Source organism: Microbacterium sp. 22179, assembly GCF_052045715.1.
Taxonomy (GTDB): Bacteria; Actinomycetota; Actinomycetes; order Actinomycetales; family Microbacteriaceae; genus Microbacterium; species Microbacterium galbinum.
The window spans coordinates 30,886-50,689 of the sequence record NZ_JBQEPJ010000007.1; the positions used below are offsets into that span (position 1 = coordinate 30,886).

Consider the following 19,804-nt stretch of genomic DNA (forward strand, 5'->3'; position numbering starts at 1 on the left):
AAAGTGCGCGAGCCAACGCACCCCATAGGCACGGAGGAATAGGCGCTAGTTCAGTGCGGTGTCCGGATTTTGTTTCCGATAAACCGTCTTCTTCCGCTGAGGTATCCGAGGATGGCGAGGATGAAGCCGATGACGACCAACCCCGCCACTATGGCTGTCCAGCCACCAGTTGCGTCATGGAGAGCACCGAAAGCAAGTGGGCCAGCGGCTGCGACGAGATAGCCGAGGGTCTGTGCCATCCCTGACAGGCTCGCAGCTTGGCCATGGTGCATGGTGCGCAGCCCGAAGAAAGATAGCGCAAGGACGACATTCACCCCCGCGGCGAACCCCAGCATGCAGACCCACATAGTGGCAAACTGCGGAACAGCAGAGATCCCAATGAGCCCGGCGGCGATGAGCAACGGGCCTACGACCGCGAGTAGACGCTGGTCTCGCATTCTGGGGATAACGACGGAGCAGACGAGACTGGCAAACACGCCGAGCGCGTTCAGGACAAACTGGTGGACATTGATCTCGGAGGCCGGGATGCCCGCGTCGGCCTCGATGGAGGGCAACCAGGTGATGAGGCTGTAGAAGATCAGCGACTGTAGACCCATGAACAAGGTCACTTGCCAACCAAGCAGGCTCGACCAAGGCGAACGCCACGCAGCGTGATGAGTTTTCGGAAGCTCGAGCGTGATGTCTTCCTCGACCGGGGTGAGCACGGTTCGCCTGCGCAACTGCGGTGCGAAGATGCCGAGGCTGAGAATCGCGAGCCCGGCCCACATGCCCAGAGGGAGTCTCCATCCGAGCGCAGTCACCCCAGCGAGCGGAGCCGCAACTCCCGCTGCTACAGCGGCGAACGTCGCTTGCACGGCAGAGTAACCGCCCGTGACTTGCGCGATCTTGTCGGGGAAGTCACGTTTAATGAGAGCTGGAAGAACGACGTTGAGAATCGCGATGGAAACCCCGATGATGATCGTCCCTATCCACAGGAGCAGTAACGGCGGAGTCGAACGAATGATGAGCCCCGCCGCGAGCAGGAGCAGACTGACGCCGATCGTACGTTCGAGCCCGAGGCGATGTGCAATGCGCGGAGCGATGGGCGACACTACCGCGAACGACACCAGCGGCAGGCTGATCAGGGCCGATGAGAGCAGAGCACTGATCTGGGTGGAGCGCGCGATCTCAGGGAGAACCGGCCCGACCGTGGTGATGGCCGCGCGAAGGTTGCCCGCAACAAGAAGGACGCCAATCAGTACTAGCAACGCTGACGGGCGAACACGCACCCGCCGCAGACGAGCAGGTATGGGCAGAGTGTCCGTGTTAAGCATGTTTTCTTTCGTAATCTGAGATGCGTGAAGGTCGAGGCTCTCGGTCAACGCGCCGAGCACGCTGTGAGGCCATGCAGATCGTCCGAGCCCCCTTCGGCTGTCGAACGGGTGTCTGCAGCATCGACGAGGCCCTCGGTGAACCGCGTCGATCCGCAGCGAAGGGAGGATGGCCAAGCGCTATTGATGTTTCCAATAGCTCCCCGCGTGGATAGCACCGCGCGGCACGCCGGCCCGGCGTAGGCGCGTAACGAGCGTGTGTGCGAAAGAGCGTTCCCCGGCGATGCCGACCAGGTCAGGAACACGCGGGAGTCCGCCAGCGAGCACGCTCGCTGCGAACTCCTCGCCGGACGCTCGCTGCTCGCCACCCATCGGAACAGAGATGACCGAGACGTGATCTCCAGGCCCTTGCTCTGCTGCCGCTACCTCCACGCGAGGAACATAGAGCGTTGTTGGCACCGATGGCGGGGTCTCTGCCGCAACAGCGAGAGCTGCGGAGGCGCCAGCCTCGTCAGCGATAAGCAACTGCCACCGGGTTTGGGTAGGGACATGGTAACGGCGACCATTGTCGATGACATCGACTACGGAGCCGAGTGGTGCACCTCCCGCCCAGGTGCCAAGCGGACTCTCGCCGTGGATAAGGATGTCGAAGTCGATCTCGAGCGCGTGCGAGCGATACCCGCTGACCGTTAGTCGGCGACGGAGCGGACGGCTGAGTGCAGCGGCGAACCCCCAATGAGTGGCAACGCTCCACGGGTCTGTGGGCATTGGCGCGATGTACCGCCAGGCTTCTTCCTCAGGCCAGGGGATCAGCAGTGTGCAACGCTGATCCCCACCTTGGTAGCGGAAGCCTTCGAGACCAAACCCGCCCAGCGTCACACGAAGCACACGCTTCGTGATCAGACGACGCTCGATGAGCGTCAATTTGTGTTTGCGCCTTGGCTGGAAGAGCGCATCCCATCCGAAGGCAAGTCGGCCATCACCGCGGCAGTTTGAAGACATGGAGTTCAGCTTTCTTGGCAGGCAGCTTCAGTAGAGCACTTGATTAGGGGACCCTAACACTAACTTGATTAGGTTACCCTAATTCAAGTAGCTGATCTACACCAACCAAGGAGCAGACTGTGCCATCACGCAGACACAGCCGTGAGGACGTGATCAATGCCGCACTGGAACTTCTGAACGAAGATGGACTCGACGCGGTCACCATCCGCGAAGTAGCCAGACGCATGCGGGTCAATGTGAACACGGTGTCGTTCCAGGTCGGGACCAAAGCGCACCTGCTTGGTCTGATGTCAGACGCGGTGTTAGCCAACCTCTCGCTGGACGGCCTACCCACCGACGGGTTTCAGCGGGTCGAGGAGGCCCTCCGCCGATACCGATCGACCCTGCTGATGTACCGCGACGGTGCCCGATTGACCGCGGGAAACACTCCTTTCGAGGAGCACACACGGCAGTTCGCTGAGAAGCTTGTCGCCGCACTCGTCATGGCGGGCGTGCCTGACACAGAGAGTGTGCGCGGCATGTGGGCATTGTTCTACTTCTTGCTCGGGATCACTCAAGAACAACAGGCCGCGCAAGCTCACGCCTCGGAAGAGCCTCTGCCCGCCAGCACCTTCCCGACTCTTCACCGCCTCCACTCAGAGGTGTTCTCTGCAGACTTTGATGCACGCTACGAGTTCGGCGTCGTCGCCATCCTGGCCCATCTTCGCCGAGCCAGTAGTGGCCGACGAGGAGCGCTTCGCTAGCGGCGTCGACGAGGCGGGGATGAGGTCTAGACGCGTTCAAGCTGAGCGCTTGTCTACGACGGTGTTGCCAGGGGGTCACGTTCTGCCCCGCTGCGGCACGGATGCCCCGCAGCGCCACTTCGACGAAGCGAGTAGGCGCAGTGTGTTCCGAACCCGGCGAGTGAGCGTTCAGGGCAAACTCGTCATCACGACCTCAGTCTGAGAGCCGCGCACGCTCCGACGTCCAGTGAACGCTCACAGAAGCACGCCGCCAAGCCTCGCGATCCACAGCCTTGGCTATCTCTCGCGCAGCGGCAACCCACACTGCTAGAGGTGACTGGCTCCAAGGGCCCGTGAGTAGGCAAGGATTGTCGATCGTCTTCGTGGCCGAAATTCTGACAAGTGTCATGAGACAAATCGCTTCATGTGCCGGCTTATGCGGTCCCGGAAACTCGCGGGTTCTGTGTCTCACCAACTGACAACTGTTGTGAGATCGGACAAGAATATCGGCGCCGACGCGCCCGGAAACCCTCCGTCTGTTCGGTGTTCACCGAACGGATGCCGCGTGGACAGGAGCAGGGCCCGCGGCATCCCTAGCCTGACCGGACACCCCCTCTCGAGACTCTTCAAGGAGTGCCCTTCCGCATGTCTGTTCCGTCCCCCGCCCGTCGGCGCGTCTGCGCCGCGATCCTCGCCGCGACGTTGGCCTCCGGCGCCGTCGTCGCGCTCGGGGGCTCTGCCGCCACCGCGGCAGAGCTGCCCGACACCTTCCTGAGCACGGCCGCGACCACGTGGCACTACTCCGACGACAACACCGACCCCGCCGCCGGGTCCCCCGATCGTCTGGTCTGGACGCAGGCTGGCTTCGATGACTCCGCGTGGAAGACCGCGGCCGGCGCGTTCGGCGCGAAGAACGGCCAGCCAACCGGAATCGGCTCGGGCTTCCCCATCAACACCCTGCTGAACCAGTACATCGCCGGCACGACGGACGACGTCCCGACCTTCCACTTCCGCACGGCGGTCGACATCGACGCCGAGCAGCTGGAGGCCATCGACGGTCTCTCGGCAACTCTCACCTACGACGACGCCGTGCAGGTCTTCGTGAACGGCGAGAAGGTCGCCGGATTCGTCGACGAGAAGGTCGAAGCGGCGCCCGAAGCGCAGCGCAACCTCATGTACGCGGGGAACAGTGGCGGCGACCCCGTCACCTCGACCTTCACGATCGACGCCGACGACCTCGTCGCCGGTGAGAACACGATCGCCGTCGCGCTCTACCAGGACCGCATCACGAGCTCGGACATCTACTTCGACTTCCAGAGCCTCACCCCGATGATCGCGGGCGTGGAGCCGGTCGCTTCGTACGACGACGTGGTCCTCACGATCGGCGCCGACGAGTCGACCCGCAACGTGACCTGGTACACGAACGTCGACACCGCGCAGTCGCTGCAGTACGCGCCCGGCACCGACGCGAGCGCGTTCCCGGCATCCGGCATCACGACCGTCCCGGCCACCGGCGGCCTGACGAGCAGCAACGAGTACAACCGTCGCGCCGCCCTCCAGGGGCTCGCCGAGAACACCACCTACCTGTACCGCGTGGGATCCGAAGCGGGCGGCTGGTCGGACGTGAAGTCGTTCTCGACCGCATCGTTCTCGGGCGACTACGGCTTCCTCTTCTTCGGCGACCCGCAGATCGGCGCCTCCGGCAACGCGGAGCGCGACGGACAGGGCTGGGCCGACACGCTCGACATCGCCGAGCAGACCTACCCCGACAGCGAGCTGCTCTTCTCGGCCGGCGACCAGGTCAACACGGCATCCAGCGAGACCGAGTACGGCTACTACCTCGCGCCGGAGCAGCTCTCCAGCATCCCCACCGTGCCGGTCAACGGCAACCACGACGTGGGCTCGAAGGCCTACGCGCAGCACTACACCGTGCCGAACCTCGACGAGACGGCGGGCTCCGCGACCAGCGGCACCTCGTCCGGCGGCGACTACTGGTTCATGTACAAGGACGTGCTCTACGTCGTCCTCAACACGAACAGCAACGACGACCAGAGCCACATCGACTTCATGGAGAAGGTCGTCGCCGAGCACGGTGCCGACGCCAAATGGCAGGTGCTCGCCTTCCACCACTCGATCTACTCGGTCGCCTCGCACGTGTACGACTCCCAGATCGAGCGTCTGCGCAATGCGCTGCCGACCGCGATCTCGGACCTCGGCTTCGACCTCGTGCTCCAGGGCCACGACCACAGCTACACCCGCACGTACCTGATCAAGGACGGCGAACTCGCCGACGCGACCGAGGTCCCCGGCCAGGCCGAGGTCTCGGCCGGTGAGGGCGAGGTGCTGTACGTCACCGCGAACTCCGCCAGCGGTTCGAAGTACTACGACGTGAAGGCGCCCGACGCCTGGTACGGATCGGTCATCAACCAGGAGAAGGTGCGCAACTACTCGCACGTCGAGGTCACCGACGACTCCATCACCGTCACGACGCTGCGCAGCCAGGCCAACGGCACGGCGTCACCCGTGAACAGCGTCGTCGACGAGGTCACCCTCGTGCGCGACGACGTCACCGCTCCGGAGATCGCCTTCCCGGCGGAGTCGGAGGTCGTGCAGGGCGAGAAGTTCGACGCCCTCGCCGGCGTCACCGCCACCGATGAGCGCGACGGCGACGTCTCCGCGTCGCTCGAGGTCGAGGGCTCGGTCGACACCGACGTGCTCGGTTCCTACGACCTCGTCTACACGGCGACGGATGCCGCGGGCAACACCGCGACCGCCGAGCGCACGGTGAGCGTCGTCGAGGCTCCGGTGGTCGCCCCCGCGAAGCCGAGCGTCACGGTCTCGGGAGAGGCCGTGCAGGGTGGGAAGATCACGATCGCGGGCACCGGGTTCACCCCCGGCGACAGCGTGTCGGTCGTCGTGCACTCCGACCCCGTCGATCTCGGCTCGTTCACGGTCGCGGCCGACGGTACGCTGGCCGCGAGTTGGACGATTCCTGTGGCGTTCGAGGTCGGAGCCCACACGATCGTCGTGACCCTCCCGGACGGATCGACCGTGGAGACGACGTTCACGATCGCGGCTGCGGCGGCGTCCGGAGCGGCCGGTTCGGACGCGCTGGCCACGACCGGTGCGGAGCTGCCGCTCGCGATCGGCGGCATCGCGCTGCTGCTGCTCGTCGTCGGCGGTGTGCTCGTCGCCCGTCGTCGCCTGGTCGCGAACCGCGACTGACGATCACGGATGCCCCGGGCCGTCGGGCTCGGGGCATCCCCGTATCTTCGACATCTCCGAGGAACTCATGAAGTCGTCTGCGTCGGCTCTCGCCCTGCTGCTCGTCGTCGTGCTCACCGGCTGCTCTCCGGTCGCCGAGGCATCGCCGTCGTCAACGGTGGCGCCCACGAGCACCCCGTCGGCGAGCACCGAAGCCTCGACACCCGTCGAGCTCGTGCCCGGCTCGACGCTCGATCGGTCCGCGGTGACCGCAGCGGTGCCCGCGGGGGAGACGATCTCGATCGTGGTTCCATCCGACCCGGGTGAGGAGGAGCGCCTGGCGTTCGCCGCCGTGCAGGACGCGGCCGCCCGTCACCGCGCCACGGTGCAGGTGCATGCGGATACCGACCCTGTCGCGTCGGTCACCACCGCTCTCGCTGATCGTCCCGACGTGATCGTCGCCATCGGTCCCGCGCTCATCGGCGCCATCGACCGGGCCTCCGCCGCCAACCTCGACGTGTCGTTCCTCGTACTCGGCACGCAACTTGCCGAGCCCACCGGAAACGTCATCGCCGTCACCTGGCCCGGAGCCGAGGAACGAGCCGTGTTCGCCGATGCCCCTGCGTCTTTCACGGGTGCCGCGACGTACGCGGGCGAGGCGCTCGGGGTCGGTCTCGCCGCCTTCGCCTCCGGACTCGACGGTCACGTCATCGCTCTCGACTGAGGGCACGACACCGACCGAGGTGCAGCCCTAAGCTCGTCGTGACGAGGGGGTCGGGATGACGAAGAAGATCGTGGTGGCGGTGCTCGCAGGGATCGGGGCGGTGCTCTTGCTCGCGGGGTGTGCCGAGCCGAGCGGCGGCGTGGGTGCGGAACCCACGCCCACGGTGACGCCGACGGCGGCGTGCCCGCAGGTCGAGGGCGTCGATCTGCCGCCCGAGTGCGCGCCCTACGATCCCGAGAAGGCGATGGACCTCAACGACCGCTACCGCGACCGCATGGACATCGACGGCGCGACGCACGAGGCGAGCGCCGCCGTCGTCGACGCGCTGCGCGTCGACCTCGAGCGTCTGCGCACCGCGGGCACGTTCACGGTCGACACCGTGCGGGCCGCCCTGACGGATGCCGGGCTCCCCGACTCGCAGGTGCGCGAGGACTACGGCGACGTGCTCTTCGGCGTCGGGGGTGTCGACGGCGGATGCGTCTTCGGCGAGGTCACCGAGGAGGGCGTGACCGTGGACATCGGCGGCTACATCCTCGACGGCGGATGCCTGCCCGCGCAGTGAGACGTCGGCGACCCGGGGCCTAGTCGTTCTCGAGCACGTAAGCCCCGGAGGCATCCGTGAACAGCGCCGTCTGGCCGGGAAGGGCCTGCCGGGCGAAGTCCGAGATCCATGGGAACCGGGCGAGGAACGAATCGACCGACCACACCTCGTGGTTCGCGGAGTCGTTCATGTAGGCATCCGATTCGAGTCCGGTGACCGACTGCAGGTGCGCGCCCGTGAACGTGACCCAGCGGGGCGGATGCTCGGCGTGCAGCTTCGAGAGGAACACGGGACGGTTGCCGGCGATGCCTGCGGGGGCCGCCACGGCATCGTCACGGGTCACGTCGAGCAGCGCGTCGAGCGAGCCCGCTTCGGCGACCAGCGCCTCCCATCCGCGTGCCGCGGCGTACGCCGCCTCGGTATCGGTGAGCAGGCGCAGCGTGCGCACATGGCCGACGAGGGCACCCTCGTGCCGCACCTCGTCGAACGAGCTCCCCCACCGAGACCCCGTCGCCATGATCGCCGTGATGCGCGTGCCCGAGAGGAAGGGCTCGGTGTTGCGCCAGGGGGCGCCGACCGGAGGTACCCGGCGGTTGCGGGCGATGTCGTCGCAGACGATCTCGAGCGCGGCGAAAGCGGCCCCCTGCTGTCCGTCGATCACCTCGACCGCCAGCTCGACCTGTTCACCGCTGTCGGTCGGCAGGCGTGAGGCGCCCAGAGTCATCACGGTCACCGGTCCGTCGGTCGGGCGCTTCTCGACGATGCGGACCGACCCACCGATCAAGTCGGGGAAAGGCGCCGGCGCGACCCCCAGCGAATCGAAGACGTGTTCGGGGAAGCCGTGATCCGAGGTCATCGCCCGAGTCTTCCAGCCGCCGAGAGGCGAGGCAATGGGCGGGCGGCGGCTCAGGAGCCGATGAGGCTCCGCTGCTCGACGAGCGGGCAGGTGAAGACGTCGCGCTCGCCGAGTCCGACCTGGTTGATGTAGCGCACGACGATGGCGTACGAGGTGAGCAGGCCGACGGAGGTGTACGGCACGTCGTGCGCGCGGCAGTACTCCGCGATCATCGGCGCCGCACGGCGGAGGTGAGGGCGGGGCATCGACGGGAAGAGGTGATGCTCGATCTGATAGTTCAGCCCGCCCATCACGACGTCGAGCAGGCGAGTGCCCCGAACGTTCCGGCTCATCATGACCTGACGCCGCAGGAAGTCGAGCGTCATGTCGCGCGGCACGACCGGCATCCCCTTGTGGTTCGGAGCGAAGGCGATCCCCATGTAGAAGCCGAACAGGCCCAACTGCACGGCCAGGAAGACGAACGCGATGCCCGGCGACAGCACGAGGAAGACGAGCGTCAGAAAGCCTCCGAGGCGGATGCCGAGGAAAGCGATCTCGACCCATCGCCGTTCGAGACGACCGCGCGCGAACACCCGGCGCACGCCCGAGGCGTGGAGCGACAGCCCCTCGAGGAGCAGGATCGGGAAGAAGAACACGCCCTGGTGTCCGCGCATCCAGGTGAGCACCGGACCGCGGTGCCTCGCCGCCGTCTCGGCCGTCACGGCGATGACGGGCAACTCGATGTCGGGGTCGGACCCCAGCTTGTTCGGGTTGGCGTGGTGGCGGGTGTGCTTGTGCTGCCACCAGCCGTAACTCATGCCGACGAGCAGGTCGCCGAGGATCAGGCTGATCCAGTCGTTCCAGCGCCCCGAGACGAAGATCTGTCGATGGGCGGCGTCGTGGCCGAGGAAGGCGATCTGGGTGAAGACGATCGCGAGCGCGGCGGCCGTGAAGAGCTGCCACCACGACTCGCCGATCCAGACGAACGCCGCGAGGCACGCGGCGACGACCAGTGGTGCGGCGATGAGCTTCGTCCAGTAGTACCCGTATCGGCGGCGCAGCAGGCCCTGGTGGCGGACCTGCTGCGCCAGCTCGGTGAATGCGCTCGTCGCGCGCGCAGTGCCCTCGCGCGGACGGGTGCGGATGGTCTGGCGGATGTCGTCCATGACGACCTCCTTCTCCGGCGTCGCCGCTAGCTGCGGACGGCGCCTCCTTCTTCGACCCAGTCCTCGATGCGGGAGTCGTCGTCGGAAGACCGATCGCTTCCGGAGGGAGGGGTGAACACGACCGCGTCGGCGAGCGCGGCGACCAGCGCCGCGCGCTCCTGCTCGCGGTCGGAGGCGATCTGGAATCGGTCGGCCGCCTGCGCACGGGCCGTGTGCAGGGCGGTCGTGATCTCGGCGAGCCGCTGCGCGAGCACGGAGGCGAGGCCATCGCGAAGCTCTTCCAGACTGGTGTTCGCGATCTCGAGGCGACGGTCCGCCACATGCAGCTCGACCGTCGGGTATCCGTTCGCGGACAGGTGGTCGCGCATCTCGCTGCTCTGGATCGCATCGACCTCATCGCGATCGGCTTTGCGCGTGAACACCGCTTCGACGGTGTAGTGGTCGGGAGCGTCATCGGTCATCAGTGCGGCGGGAAGCGAACCGACGAGGACGGACCCCAGGCCCAGCAGTTCAGGGTTCTGCCCTGCGATCTTCAGTTGTGCGTTCATACCGCGACGATAGGTGCGTCGCCGCCATCACGGCAGGGCGTTGACTCGCCGGAACATGCGTGTGTGCGAATATGTCGCGCCAGGATCACCCGTGCGCGAGCACCTGCAGGCCGATGACGGCGAGGCCGAGCGCCGCCTCGGCTCCGAGCGCGATGAGGCGCTGGAACCACTTCAACGGCATCCGTCGAACCGCGATCCAGCCGATGACGATGAGCGAGGCGAGCAGGGCGATCGCGCTGGCGCGCAGCGCGGCATCCGTCGACCAGGCATCGAGCCCCGCGAATCCCAGGAACACGAACGGCAGCACGACCGTGCTGAGCGCCCCGAAGCTCGACGCGAGAGCGTGCCGCAGCTCGGGCGGCGTGAAGAGCCGCTCGTGTACGACGAGGTGCGAGATCAGGTCAGCGGTGAAGACGGCGAGCAGGGTGCCCATCACCGTGACGATGAGCGTCGTCGCCGCCTCGCCGGCGCTCACGTGGCCGTGAGTCGAGAGCGTGATGACGACGGCGAGCGCGGCGAACGTGAGGTAGATCCGCTCCTTGAGGTGGGCGGCGCGGGCCGCGCGCTCGGCCTCGTCGATCTTCTCGGCCATGACTGCTCCTCGTTCGCTCTGCGGGTGTGCAGACAAGGCTACGGCCCGGCGGGCGCCGCGGTTGTCGGTCGTGCACGACGTTGTTACGGTCGTCGGATGCTGTTCGCCGGAGTTCTCTTCTTCCTCATCGGCTTGGTTCTCTTCCTGGGATCGATCGTCCGCGTCGTCCGCGCCAACCCCGGACGACGGGTGCCGTACTGGCGCGAGGCCGAGGTCACGCCGAAGTGGTCGGTGGCGCTGCGCGCGGGCGGAGGAGCGTGCGTGGCCTTCGGTGTCGGCATGCTCGGCGGCGCCTGGGTCGAGCAGGGCGACTCGGCATGGTGGTGGGTGCTGCCCACCCTCGTGCTGTGGGTCGCGCTGCCGGCCGCAGTGATCGCGATGCACAACGCTCGCGCTCGCGGCTGACGGCATCCGTTCGGGTCGCACGAGAGGTCGGTATCCGTGGCGATGCCGACCTTTCGTGCGCCCGGATCATCTCAGCACCCGGGGGAGACGTCGGATGTTCGGGTTGCGCATTGGCCTCGGCGGTGTTTATATTACGACGTAAAGTAATTCTCCCGAGAAGGCAGACATGACGCTCAGTGTCGAGCAAGACCTCCCCACCGCGACAGCGGCGGCACCCGCGGAACGTCGGAAACGGCAGTCCCGGTTCCGTCGCAGCCTGCGCCGCTACTGGCAGCTGTACCTCCTGCTGCTGATCCCCATCATCTGGTTCATCGTGTTCCGCTACATCCCGATGGCCAACGCGGTCATCGCGTTCAAGAACTACAACCCGATCGACGGCGTCTGGGGCAGCCCGTGGGTAGGCTTCGACAACTTCGCGAACCTCTTCCGCAACCCCGTCTTCCCGCGCCTGGTCGGCAACACGTTCATCCTCGCCGCATATACGCTGCTCGCCAGCTTCCCGCTGCCGATCATCCTCGCCCTCGCGCTCAACGAGGTGCGACTGCGCTTCTTCAAGCGCACCGTGCAGATGGTCACCTACGCGCCGTACTTCATCTCGACGGTGGTCGTGGTGTCGATGACGATCCTGCTGCTCTCGCCGCGCGTCGGACTCCTCGGGCGCACGTTCAGCTTCTTCGGCGCGGGGCAGGTCGATCTGCTCGCCAGCGCCGACTTCTTCCGGCACATCTACGTCGCCACCGACATCTGGACCACGACCGGATACTCGGCCGTCATCTACCTCGCCGCCCTCGCGTCGGTCGACACCTCGCTCTACGAGGCCGCCAAGATCGACGGCGCGAGCAGGCTCCAGAAGATCTGGAACGTCGACATCCCGGCGCTGCTGCCCACGGCATCCATCATCCTCATCCTCGGCGTCGGCAACATCATGGCGATCGGATTCGAGAAGGCGTTCCTGCTGCAGAACGCCCTCAACCTCTCGACGTCCGAGATCATCCCGACCTATGTGTACAAAACGGGCATCCTCAACGCGAACTTCAGTCTCGGGGCGACGATCGGGCTCTTCAACGCCGTGATCAGCCTGGTGCTGCTGCTCGTGGTGAACACGGTGTCGAAGCGAGTGACGGGAAACGGACTGTGGTGACCACGATCAACACCGAGGCGCTCCTGACCGAGGAGGTCGTCGTCGCGAAGAACAAGAAGCGCCGGCCGAAGCGCGACCCGCTCACCCGCGGCGTCAAGGTCAAGGAGACCAAGACCGACCGCGTGTTCATCGCCGCGGCCTACATCCTGCTCACGGTCTTCCTGCTCGTCGTACTGCTGCCGCTGCTGAACATCCTCGCGAGCTCGGTCTCGAGCCCCCAGGCCGTCTCGGCCGGCCGCGTGCTGTTCTGGCCCGTCGACTTCACGCTCCGCGGCTACGAAGAGGCGCTCGGCAACCCCGCGATCCTCCGCGGATTCGGCAACTCGATCTTCTACACCGTCGTCGGCACGCTCATCAGCGTGCTCGGCACGGTCGCCGTCGCCTACCCGCTCTCGCGGACGCAGCTCTTCGGACGCAAGGTCATCACCGGTGGCGTCGTGTTCACGATGCTCTTCAGCGGTGGCGTCATCCCGATGTACCTCGTCGTGCAGTCCCTCGGCCTCCTCGACACCCGCTGGTCGATGCTGCTGCCCAACGCGATCGGCGTCTGGCAGGTGATCATCGCGATCGTGTACTTCCGCTCGGCCGTGCCCGACGAGGTGTACGAGGCGGCACAGCTCGACGGGGCATCCGAACTGCGCATCCTCTGGACCATCGTCGTGCCGCTCGCGAAGCCCCTGCTCGCCGTCATCGCCCTGATGTACGCGATCATGCAGTGGAACTCGTACTTCGACGCCCTGCTCTACCTGCGCAACGCCGACCTGCAACCCCTGCAGCTCGTGCTGAGAGGACTCCTGATCCTCAACGACTCGGGCGGGGGCGGAGACGTCGCCGAGCAGCTGCGGCGCCGTGAACTCGCCGACCTCATGCGGTACTCGACCGTCGTCATCGCGACCATCCCGATGCTCGTCGCCTACCCGTTCGTCGCGAAGTACTTCAACAAGGGGATCATGGTCGGCGCCGTCAAGGGCTGACCCCTCTCTCACAGACCCACCACCACACACCCCCATTACCCGGGCAAAGGAGATTCCGGCAATGAGACACAGCATCATCCGAGGAGCGGCGGCCGTAGGCGCCCTCGCTCTCGCCGCAGGAGCGCTGGCGGCATGCACGTCGCCCAGCGACGACAACGGCAAGCTCGTCGCGTTCGGCCCGCAGGGCGACAACGGTTCGCTCAAGGACAACGCGTTCACGAAGCTGCTCGAGGAGAAGTTCGACATCGACTTCGACTGGCAGACCACCACCTACGACGGCAGCGTCGCCGGAGAGAAGCGCCAGGTGTCGCTCGCCAGCGGTGACTACCCCGACGCGTACTTCCTCGTGCCGTGGGTCGACGCCTTCTCGCGCAGCGAGGTGCTCAAGTACGGGCAGCAGGGCGTGCTCGTGCCCCTCGAAGACCTCATCGACGAGTACGCGCCGAACCTCAAGGAGCGCTTCGAGGAGAAGCCCGACTGGAAGCAGTCGGTCACCGCGCCCGACGGGCACATCTACGCGATCACCCAGTGGACCGAGTGCTTCCACTGCAGCTACCCGTCGAAGCTGTGGGTCAACTCCACCTGGCTCGACAAGCTGGGTCTCGACCAGCCGACCGACACCGAGGAACTGCGCGAGATGCTGCGCGCGTTCAAGAACGACGACCCGAACGGCAACGGCAAGGCCGACGAGGTCGCGCTCAGCGCATCGTCGGGCGAACCGGTCATCAACTATTTCATGAACGCCTTCACCTACGCCCCGTACGGCTCGCCCACGAGCCCGCCGCCGATGGTGCTCGACGGCGACAAGGTGACGCTCTCGGCGACCACCGACGGATGGCGCGAAGGCCTGAAGTACATCTCGTCGCTCGCCGACGAGGGGCTCATCGACACGGCGTCGTTCACCCAGAACGGGGAGTCGCTGCGCGCGCTGGGCGACAACGCCGAGGCCGAGATCCTCGGTGCCGCGGCGGTGCTGCACCCGTACGAGATCGTCACGCAGGATTCGCCCGACGGGCGCGACACGCACTACGACGCGGTGCCGCCGGTGAAGGGCCCGGACGGCACGCAGTACGCGACGTACCGCTCGCCGATCAGCTCACTGGGAATGTTCGCGCTCACGAACAAGTCGAGCGAAGAGGAGCGCATCCAGGCGATCAAGGCGATCGACTACCTCGTGACCGATGAGGGCGACAAGCTCGGCGCCATGGGCCCCGAGGGCGAGGCCTGGGTTCCGGCGGAGCCGGGCGACGTCGCGCTCGACCCCGAGCTCGAGCCGACCTTCAAGCCGCTCACGTACGACGAGACCTCGAACTCCGCCTGGCGCTCGATGGCTCAGTACTGGGACTCGCTCGAGTTCCGCAACTCGCAGGTCGTGCCGGAGGACATCTACGCACCCGACGGGTACGAGCGTCGTCTGCTCGAGGCCACCAACCTCTACGAGCCGTTCGCTCCCGACGAGAGCCTCGTCTTCCCGTCGGAGAAGCTGTGGCCGAACCCCGACACCTCGGCCGAGATCGCCGAGCTGCAGACGAACATCGCGACCTACATCACGCAGGCGCAGGCGGAGTTCGTCACGGGGCAGCGCGACATCAACGACGACGGCGCATGGCAGTCGTACATCGACGACCTGAACGGCCTGGGCGTCGACCGCTACCTCGAACTGCAGCAGGAGCTCTACGACGCACTGTGAGCGAGTGAGGTGAAGACTGCCCGGCGGATGCTTCCGCCGGGCAGTTCTGCGTGGGGTGACTGGTTGCGACGCTTCGACAGGCTCAGCGACCCAGCCTGCTGCTGGGATCGGTGAGGGGTCAAGACACGCCCTGCGCGCGGTCCGCGGCGCGGCGTGTCTTGACCCCTCAGCGAGAGAACCGGGTCCCTGAGCCTGTCGGGGCCCGCGAGAGAACCGGGTCCCTGAGCCCGTCGGGGCCCGCGAGAGACCGGGTCCCTGAGCCCGTCGGGGCCCGCGAGAGACTGGGTCCCTGAGCCCGTCGAAGGGTCCCGCCCCGCGAAACCCCGTCTCAGCGCACGAGGGACTGGATCGCGGCCGCGGCGGCGCCGCGGGCCCAGTCCTCGAAGGTGTGCGGGCGTGCGACGATGCGGCAACGCGCCGCGGCACCGAAGGCGTGCGCCTCGAAGGCGCTGCGCAGCGTCTCGTCGAAGAGGTCGAAGTTCGACACGCCCTCGCCCCCGATGATGACGAGTTCGGGGCCGGTGAGGTTCACGAGCGTGGCGATGGCGGTGCCGACGATCTCGGCCGCCTCGCGGAACGCCGCCTCGGCAGCGGGGTCTCCGTCGTGGGCGAGGCGCACGGCCTCGTCGATGCCGATGATCCGACCGTGCGCGGCCGAGACGGCCGCTTCAATGGCGGGGGTCGCGGCCACGGCCTCGACGCAGCCGTTGCGTCCGCACGGGCATACGCGTCGGGGATCGGCGAGGGGCAGGTGCCCGATCTCGCCGGCGACCCCGTAGGCGCCGCTGACGACCTGGCCGTTCACGTGCAGTCCGCTTCCGATGCCGCGGCCGATCGTGACGATCGCGAACGAGGCCGTGCCCAGGCCGATGCCGAACCAGTGCTCGCCGACGGTCAGCGCGTGCACGTCGTTCTCGAGGGTCACCGGCCGGCCGATCCGGTCGCGCAGCCGAGCGGCGAAGTCCTCGTCGGTCCAGCCCATGATCGCCGACTCGCGCACGATGCCGTGACGGCTGTCGACGTCGCCCGAGATCGAGACGCCGAGCCCGGCGATCGCGGCGGATCGCGGCCCGAGCTCGCTCTCGAGGGAGGCGGTGACCTCGACGATGGCCTCGAGCACGGCATCCGGGTCGTGGGCCGCGAGCGCACGATGCTCGGAGGCGAGCACCGTGGTCGTGAGGTCGGTGGCGACCGCGATGACCTCGTCGACGTTCACCTTCACACCCAGCATGATCATCGCCCCGGGCACGATCGACACCGGGGCGACGGGTCGCCCGGGATTGCCGTCGCGGTGCTCGGCGGGCGGTGCATCGACGAGCCCCGCTGCGACCAGCGGCGACACGGCCTTCGTGACCGCGGCCTGCGACAGTCCGGTGTGCCGGGCGATCTCGATACGGCTGATCGGGCTGCGCGTGAGGATGGTCGCGAACACCTTCGATCCGGCATCCGATGCGGATCGGATGAGGGTGGTGCGCGTCGACGTGTCGTGGTCCATCAATTCCTCGTTCGTTATCGGCAACCGTAGCGAATCACGGACGCAGACGGGCGGCGGCGAACTCGAGGGCGTTCTCCTCGTCGAGGTCGCCGCCGGCCTCGTGGCCGTTGTCGGGCCAGAGAACGATGTGCTTCTCGCCCCCGTAAGCCGTGAAGGCGGGGAGCACGGATGCCGGGGGCGTGACCCCGTCGCGCAGCCCGGTGCTCAGGATCGCGGGAGCGTTCGCGCGCTTCGCATGATTCACCGCGTCGAAGTAGCGGAGGGTGTCGAGGGCTGCCGCCCGATCGAGCCGGCGGTCGGCGAAGTACTGGGTCAGCAGGGCGTACGGTGCCTCGCTGCTCAGCTCGGCGGCGCGATTCAGTTCGCTGAGAAAGGGGGCCTGGATGATCGCGACGGCGAGGTCGGGCACGAGCCCGGCCATGGCGAGCGCGATGCCGCCGCCCTGGCTGGCGCCGACGACGCCCACGCGTGATGCGTCGACCAGGTCGAGCGAGCGGAGGGCCTCGACCGCCCGCACCGCGTCAGCGTAGACCCGGCGGTAGTAGTACTCGTGCGGCGAGCGCAGGCCTCGGGTGAGGAACCCGCCGGCAGAGGGGCCGCCGTCGGGGTGGTCGTCGTCGGTGTCGCCGTGGCCCTGCCCGCGGGCGTCGACCACGAGGTGCGCGTAGCCGGCGGCGGCCCAGCGCAGGTCGCGCAGCGCATGGCCGCGGCCGTTGCCGTATCCGAAGAACTGCACGAGCCCGGGGAGCGGTGCGGTGGCGCCGTGCGGCACGCGCAGCCAGGCGCGGATCTGCGTGCCGCCGAATCCGGCGAACGTCACTTCGAACACGTCGATCGCGGTCAAGCGGGTCGGATGCGGTTCGATCGTGACACCGAGCGGATGCTGTCGCGTCTCGTCGAGCGTCTCCGCCCAGAAGGCGTCGAAGTCGGCGGGCTCGGTCTGCGTGGTCGGGGTGTCGACCGTCACGAATTCACCGCGCATCGACAGCTCCGCTCAGAGCATCGGCGCCGACCGGCACCGAGAGAGTGCCGCCCGCGGGCACGGTCAGCGTCACGCGGTGCCCGTCGTGCTCGACGTCGACCGTGCGGTCCTCGGCGAGGCGGTTGTGCAGGATCGCCCCGGTGAGGTGCCCCTCCGACCACGCGACGTCGGCGACGAGGCCGGTGCGCACGCCGATGCCCTGCACCTCGCCCGTCGTCCACGCGGCCGGCAGCGCGGGCAGCAGGCGCACGACGCCGCCGTGGCTCTGCACGAACATCTCGGCGATCGCGGCCGGGAAGCCGAGGTTCGCGTCGATCTGGAACGGCGGATGCGTGCTGAAGAGGTTCGGCAGCAGGCCACCCCACTCCGAGCCGTCGACCGGACCGTGCCGCGTGGCATCGCCGTCGAACGGCGTGAGCGCCTCGTCGAGCAGCGAAGCGGCGGTCTCGCCGTCGCCGATGCGGGCGCGGAGCGCGATCTTCCACGCCCACGACCACCCCATCGCTCCGGGGCCGCGCGCGTCGAGCAGGCGGATGCCGGCATCGAACAACTCGGGGGTGCGTTCGCGCGTCGTCACCTCGAGCGGGTACATGCCGAGCACGGGGGTGAGGTGGCGGTGCAGCGGCTCGACCTCGACCACGTCGGCCGACCACTCGCTGATGCGCCCGTCGGCACGGATGCCGACCGGGGCGAGGGCACCGAGCGCGCTCGTGATCTCGGCCGCGAGCGTCGGGTCGTCGAGGTCGAGGGCGTCGATCGCCTGGAGGGCGCGTTCGAGCAGGCCCTGCACGAGCAGCAGATCGGATGCCGACGTCAGGCCGATCGCGGTGCCCTCGCCGTCCGAGGCGAAGAAGGAGTTCTCGGGCGACGTGGAAGGAGAGGTGCGCAGGCGTCCGTCGGCGTCGGGCACGAGCCAGTCGAGGCAGAACTCGACGGCGCCCCGCAGCACGGGCCAGATGCGTGTACGCAGAAGGTCGCGGTCGCCACCGAACTCGTAGGCATCCCAGAGGTTGTGGGTCAGCCAGACGCCGCCCATCATCCAGATCGCCCAGCTCGGGGCACCGTGGCCGTCGCCGACCGGCAGCGCCCAGCCCCACACGTCGCTGTTGTGGTGGGCGACCCAGCCCCGAGCCCCGTAGAGCTCGCGGGCGACGTCGGCGCCGTTCTCGGCGAGCTTCTCGACGAGGGCGAGCAGCGGCTCGAAGGAGTCGTCGAGGCCGAGCACGGGAGCCGCCCAGTAGTTCATCTCGGTGTTGATGTTGATCGTGTAGTTCGACGACCAGGCCGGGCGCAGCTCGGCGTTCCAGATGCCCTGCAGGTTCGCGGCCGGGCTGCCCGCGCGCGAGCAGGAGGCGAGCAGATACGCGCCGAACTCGGCGATCACGGTCGTCTTGAGGGCGAGGTCGTCGCCGCGCAGCAGGTCGCGCTCGACGTCCCAGGTGCCCTCGCGCCGCCCGCCGATCGCGAACCGCGCGCGCGTCAGCCGTCGCCGGTCGGCGACGTGCTCGTCGAACAGCGCGGATGCCTCGCGGCGAGCGGCGGCATCCGCCTGTTCCGCCGCACGGTTCCGGATCGTCTCACGCGAGACGTTCCGCCACTCCTCCTCGCTCGCGCCGGCCCACCACGACGCGGCGCGAGACGAGGAGGAGAGGAAGATCAGCAGGCGCCGGGCGCCGTGGACGGCGACACCGTCGGCGGTCACCTCGACACGGCCGTCGGTGCGCCAGGCGACGGATGCCGCGGCGAAGGCGTCGTAGCCCTCGTCGTCGGCATACCGCAGCGGCGTCTGCAACGGGCCTTCGTGCAGGGGCGCTCCATCGATGGGGGCCACGACGCCGAGCGTCATCCCGCCGTCGCGGACGACGAGACCATCGGTGTGCAGGGGAGTGGTCAGCGCGACGGATGCCGTGAACTCGGCGTCGGCGTCGATCTCGATCACGAGGGCCTGCGCGGGGGCCGAGACCCACGATCGACGGCGCAGCGTGCCGCCGGGAATGCGCAGCGTCTCGAGGAGCACGGCGTCGTCGAGGTCGAGGATGCGCGCGGGGTCGTCCGGCTCGGCATCCGTGATCCGTACGTGCAGGTCGCCGAGCGGTAGGTACTCCTGCGAGTAGGGTCCCTCGAACGCCATGAGGAGGTCTTCGGCGCGGCGCACATCGTCGGCATCGAGCGCCGCGCGCACCTCGGCCAGGCGTGCGGGGCCTGCGCCCGCGGCGATCACGTCGCGCAGCGCGCGGGCGGGTCCGTCGGGCGTCCCCGACCACAGAGTGGAGTCGTTGAGGGCGTAGCGCGCGTCGGCGCCGCCGAAGGCCATCGCGCCGATCCGCCCGTTGCCGAGCGGGGCCGCTTCCTCCCATCGGGTCGCCGGGGCAGCCCACGAGAGCCGGAGATTTCCGGCGGCGGACGAGGGGTTTTCTGCTGCGGAGAGCGACATCGATCTTCCTGTCAAAACCTCGGATGTTTGCTTGCGGTC

17 protein-coding genes are annotated in these 19,804 nt (G+C 67.8%); 8 read left to right on the top strand and 9 right to left on the bottom strand.

The window, feature by feature from the left end; translation table 11 throughout:
* Window positions 1-50: 50 nt before the first annotated feature.
* Both ACTJKK_RS14520 and ACTJKK_RS14525 read right to left on the bottom strand, forming a co-directional pair.
* Window positions 51-1,373 (bottom strand): MFS transporter, encoded by a 1,323-nt coding sequence (locus ACTJKK_RS14520; RefSeq protein ID WP_440748505.1) that lies wholly within the window; start codon window positions 1,371-1,373, stop codon window positions 51-53.
* Between the two features lie 117 nt (window positions 1,374-1,490).
* Window positions 1,491-2,312, bottom strand: a complete 822-nt coding sequence (locus tag ACTJKK_RS14525) for a siderophore-interacting protein (protein ID WP_407665504.1) — start codon at window positions 2,310-2,312, stop codon at window positions 1,491-1,493.
* Window positions 2,313-2,461: 149 nt separating this feature from the next.
* Between ACTJKK_RS14525 and ACTJKK_RS14530 the strand changes: the two genes are divergently transcribed.
* The 4 genes from ACTJKK_RS14530 (at window position 2,462) to ACTJKK_RS14545 (ending at window position 7,524) form a co-directional block, all read left to right on the top strand.
* Window positions 2,462-3,055 (top strand): TetR/AcrR family transcriptional regulator C-terminal domain-containing protein, encoded by a 594-nt coding sequence (locus ACTJKK_RS14530; RefSeq protein ID WP_247955627.1) that lies wholly within the window; start codon window positions 2,462-2,464, stop codon window positions 3,053-3,055.
* Between the two features lie 624 nt (window positions 3,056-3,679).
* Window positions 3,680-6,259, top strand: coding sequence for a fibronectin type III domain-containing protein (locus ACTJKK_RS14535; protein WP_440748506.1), 2,580 nt, complete (start codon window positions 3,680-3,682; stop codon window positions 6,257-6,259).
* A 67-nt stretch (window positions 6,260-6,326) separates the two neighbouring features.
* Window positions 6,327-6,962 (top strand): hypothetical protein, encoded by a 636-nt coding sequence (locus ACTJKK_RS14540; protein WP_440748507.1) that lies wholly within the window; start codon window positions 6,327-6,329, stop codon window positions 6,960-6,962.
* 55 nt (window positions 6,963-7,017) lie between these two features.
* Window positions 7,018-7,524, top strand: a complete 507-nt coding sequence (locus tag ACTJKK_RS14545) for a hypothetical protein (protein WP_440748508.1) — start codon at window positions 7,018-7,020, stop codon at window positions 7,522-7,524.
* 19 nt (window positions 7,525-7,543) lie between these two features.
* On the opposite strand, the gene ACTJKK_RS14550 is transcribed toward ACTJKK_RS14545, so the two are convergent.
* The 4 genes from ACTJKK_RS14550 to ACTJKK_RS14565 all read right to left on the bottom strand — a co-directional run bounded on the left by ACTJKK_RS14550 (window position 7,544) and on the right by ACTJKK_RS14565 (window position 10,644).
* Window positions 7,544-8,359, bottom strand: a complete 816-nt coding sequence (locus tag ACTJKK_RS14550; protein ID WP_440748509.1) for a suppressor of fused domain protein — start codon at window positions 8,357-8,359, stop codon at window positions 7,544-7,546.
* Window positions 8,360-8,409: 50 nt separating this feature from the next.
* Entirely contained in the window at window positions 8,410-9,504 is a 1,095-nt protein-coding gene (locus ACTJKK_RS14555) for a fatty acid desaturase family protein (RefSeq protein ID WP_440748510.1), read from the bottom strand.
* 26 nt (window positions 9,505-9,530) lie between these two features.
* Window positions 9,531-10,052 (bottom strand): hypothetical protein, encoded by a 522-nt coding sequence (locus ACTJKK_RS14560; RefSeq protein ID WP_440748511.1) that lies wholly within the window; start codon window positions 10,050-10,052, stop codon window positions 9,531-9,533.
* Between the two features lie 85 nt (window positions 10,053-10,137).
* Complete coding sequence (locus ACTJKK_RS14565) at window positions 10,138-10,644, bottom strand: hypothetical protein (protein ID WP_440748512.1); 507 nt, start codon at window positions 10,642-10,644, stop codon at window positions 10,138-10,140.
* A 96-nt stretch (window positions 10,645-10,740) separates the two neighbouring features.
* Between ACTJKK_RS14565 and ACTJKK_RS14570 the strand changes: the two genes are divergently transcribed.
* From ACTJKK_RS14570 to ACTJKK_RS14585, 4 genes are all read left to right on the top strand, one after another.
* The gene (locus ACTJKK_RS14570) at window positions 10,741-11,049 is read left to right on the top strand and encodes a hypothetical protein (protein WP_440748513.1); all 309 of its coding nucleotides are present in this window, start codon (window positions 10,741-10,743) and stop codon (window positions 11,047-11,049) included.
* 166 nt (window positions 11,050-11,215) lie between these two features.
* On the top strand, window positions 11,216-12,190 hold the full coding sequence (locus ACTJKK_RS14575) for an ABC transporter permease (RefSeq protein ID WP_247632851.1): 975 nt from the start codon (window positions 11,216-11,218) through the stop codon (window positions 12,188-12,190).
* The gene (locus ACTJKK_RS14580) at window positions 12,187-13,164 is read left to right on the top strand and encodes a carbohydrate ABC transporter permease (protein WP_247632850.1); all 978 of its coding nucleotides are present in this window, start codon (window positions 12,187-12,189) and stop codon (window positions 13,162-13,164) included. Before ACTJKK_RS14575 ends, ACTJKK_RS14580 begins: the two co-directional genes overlap by 4 nt.
* 61 nt (window positions 13,165-13,225) lie before the next feature.
* On the top strand, window positions 13,226-14,854 hold the full coding sequence (locus tag ACTJKK_RS14585) for an extracellular solute-binding protein (RefSeq protein WP_247632849.1): 1,629 nt from the start codon (window positions 13,226-13,228) through the stop codon (window positions 14,852-14,854).
* 328 nt (window positions 14,855-15,182) lie between these two features.
* Here the strand turns inward: ACTJKK_RS14585 and ACTJKK_RS14590 are convergent, their stop codons facing one another.
* The 3 genes from ACTJKK_RS14590 to ACTJKK_RS14600 are packed head-to-tail and all read right to left on the bottom strand — an operon-like array spanning window position 15,183 to window position 19,765.
* On the bottom strand, window positions 15,183-16,349 hold the full coding sequence (locus ACTJKK_RS14590) for an ROK family transcriptional regulator (RefSeq protein WP_247955634.1): 1,167 nt from the start codon (window positions 16,347-16,349) through the stop codon (window positions 15,183-15,185).
* A gap of 34 nt (window positions 16,350-16,383) precedes the next feature.
* Entirely contained in the window at window positions 16,384-17,331 is a 948-nt protein-coding gene (locus tag ACTJKK_RS14595) for an acetylxylan esterase (RefSeq protein WP_440748514.1), read from the bottom strand.
* The gene (locus ACTJKK_RS14600) at window positions 17,321-19,765 is read right to left on the bottom strand and encodes a glycosyl hydrolase family 95 catalytic domain-containing protein (RefSeq protein ID WP_440748515.1); all 2,445 of its coding nucleotides are present in this window, start codon (window positions 19,763-19,765) and stop codon (window positions 17,321-17,323) included. Before ACTJKK_RS14600 ends, ACTJKK_RS14595 begins: the two co-directional genes overlap by 11 nt.
* Between the last annotated feature and the right edge of the window lie 39 nt (window positions 19,766-19,804).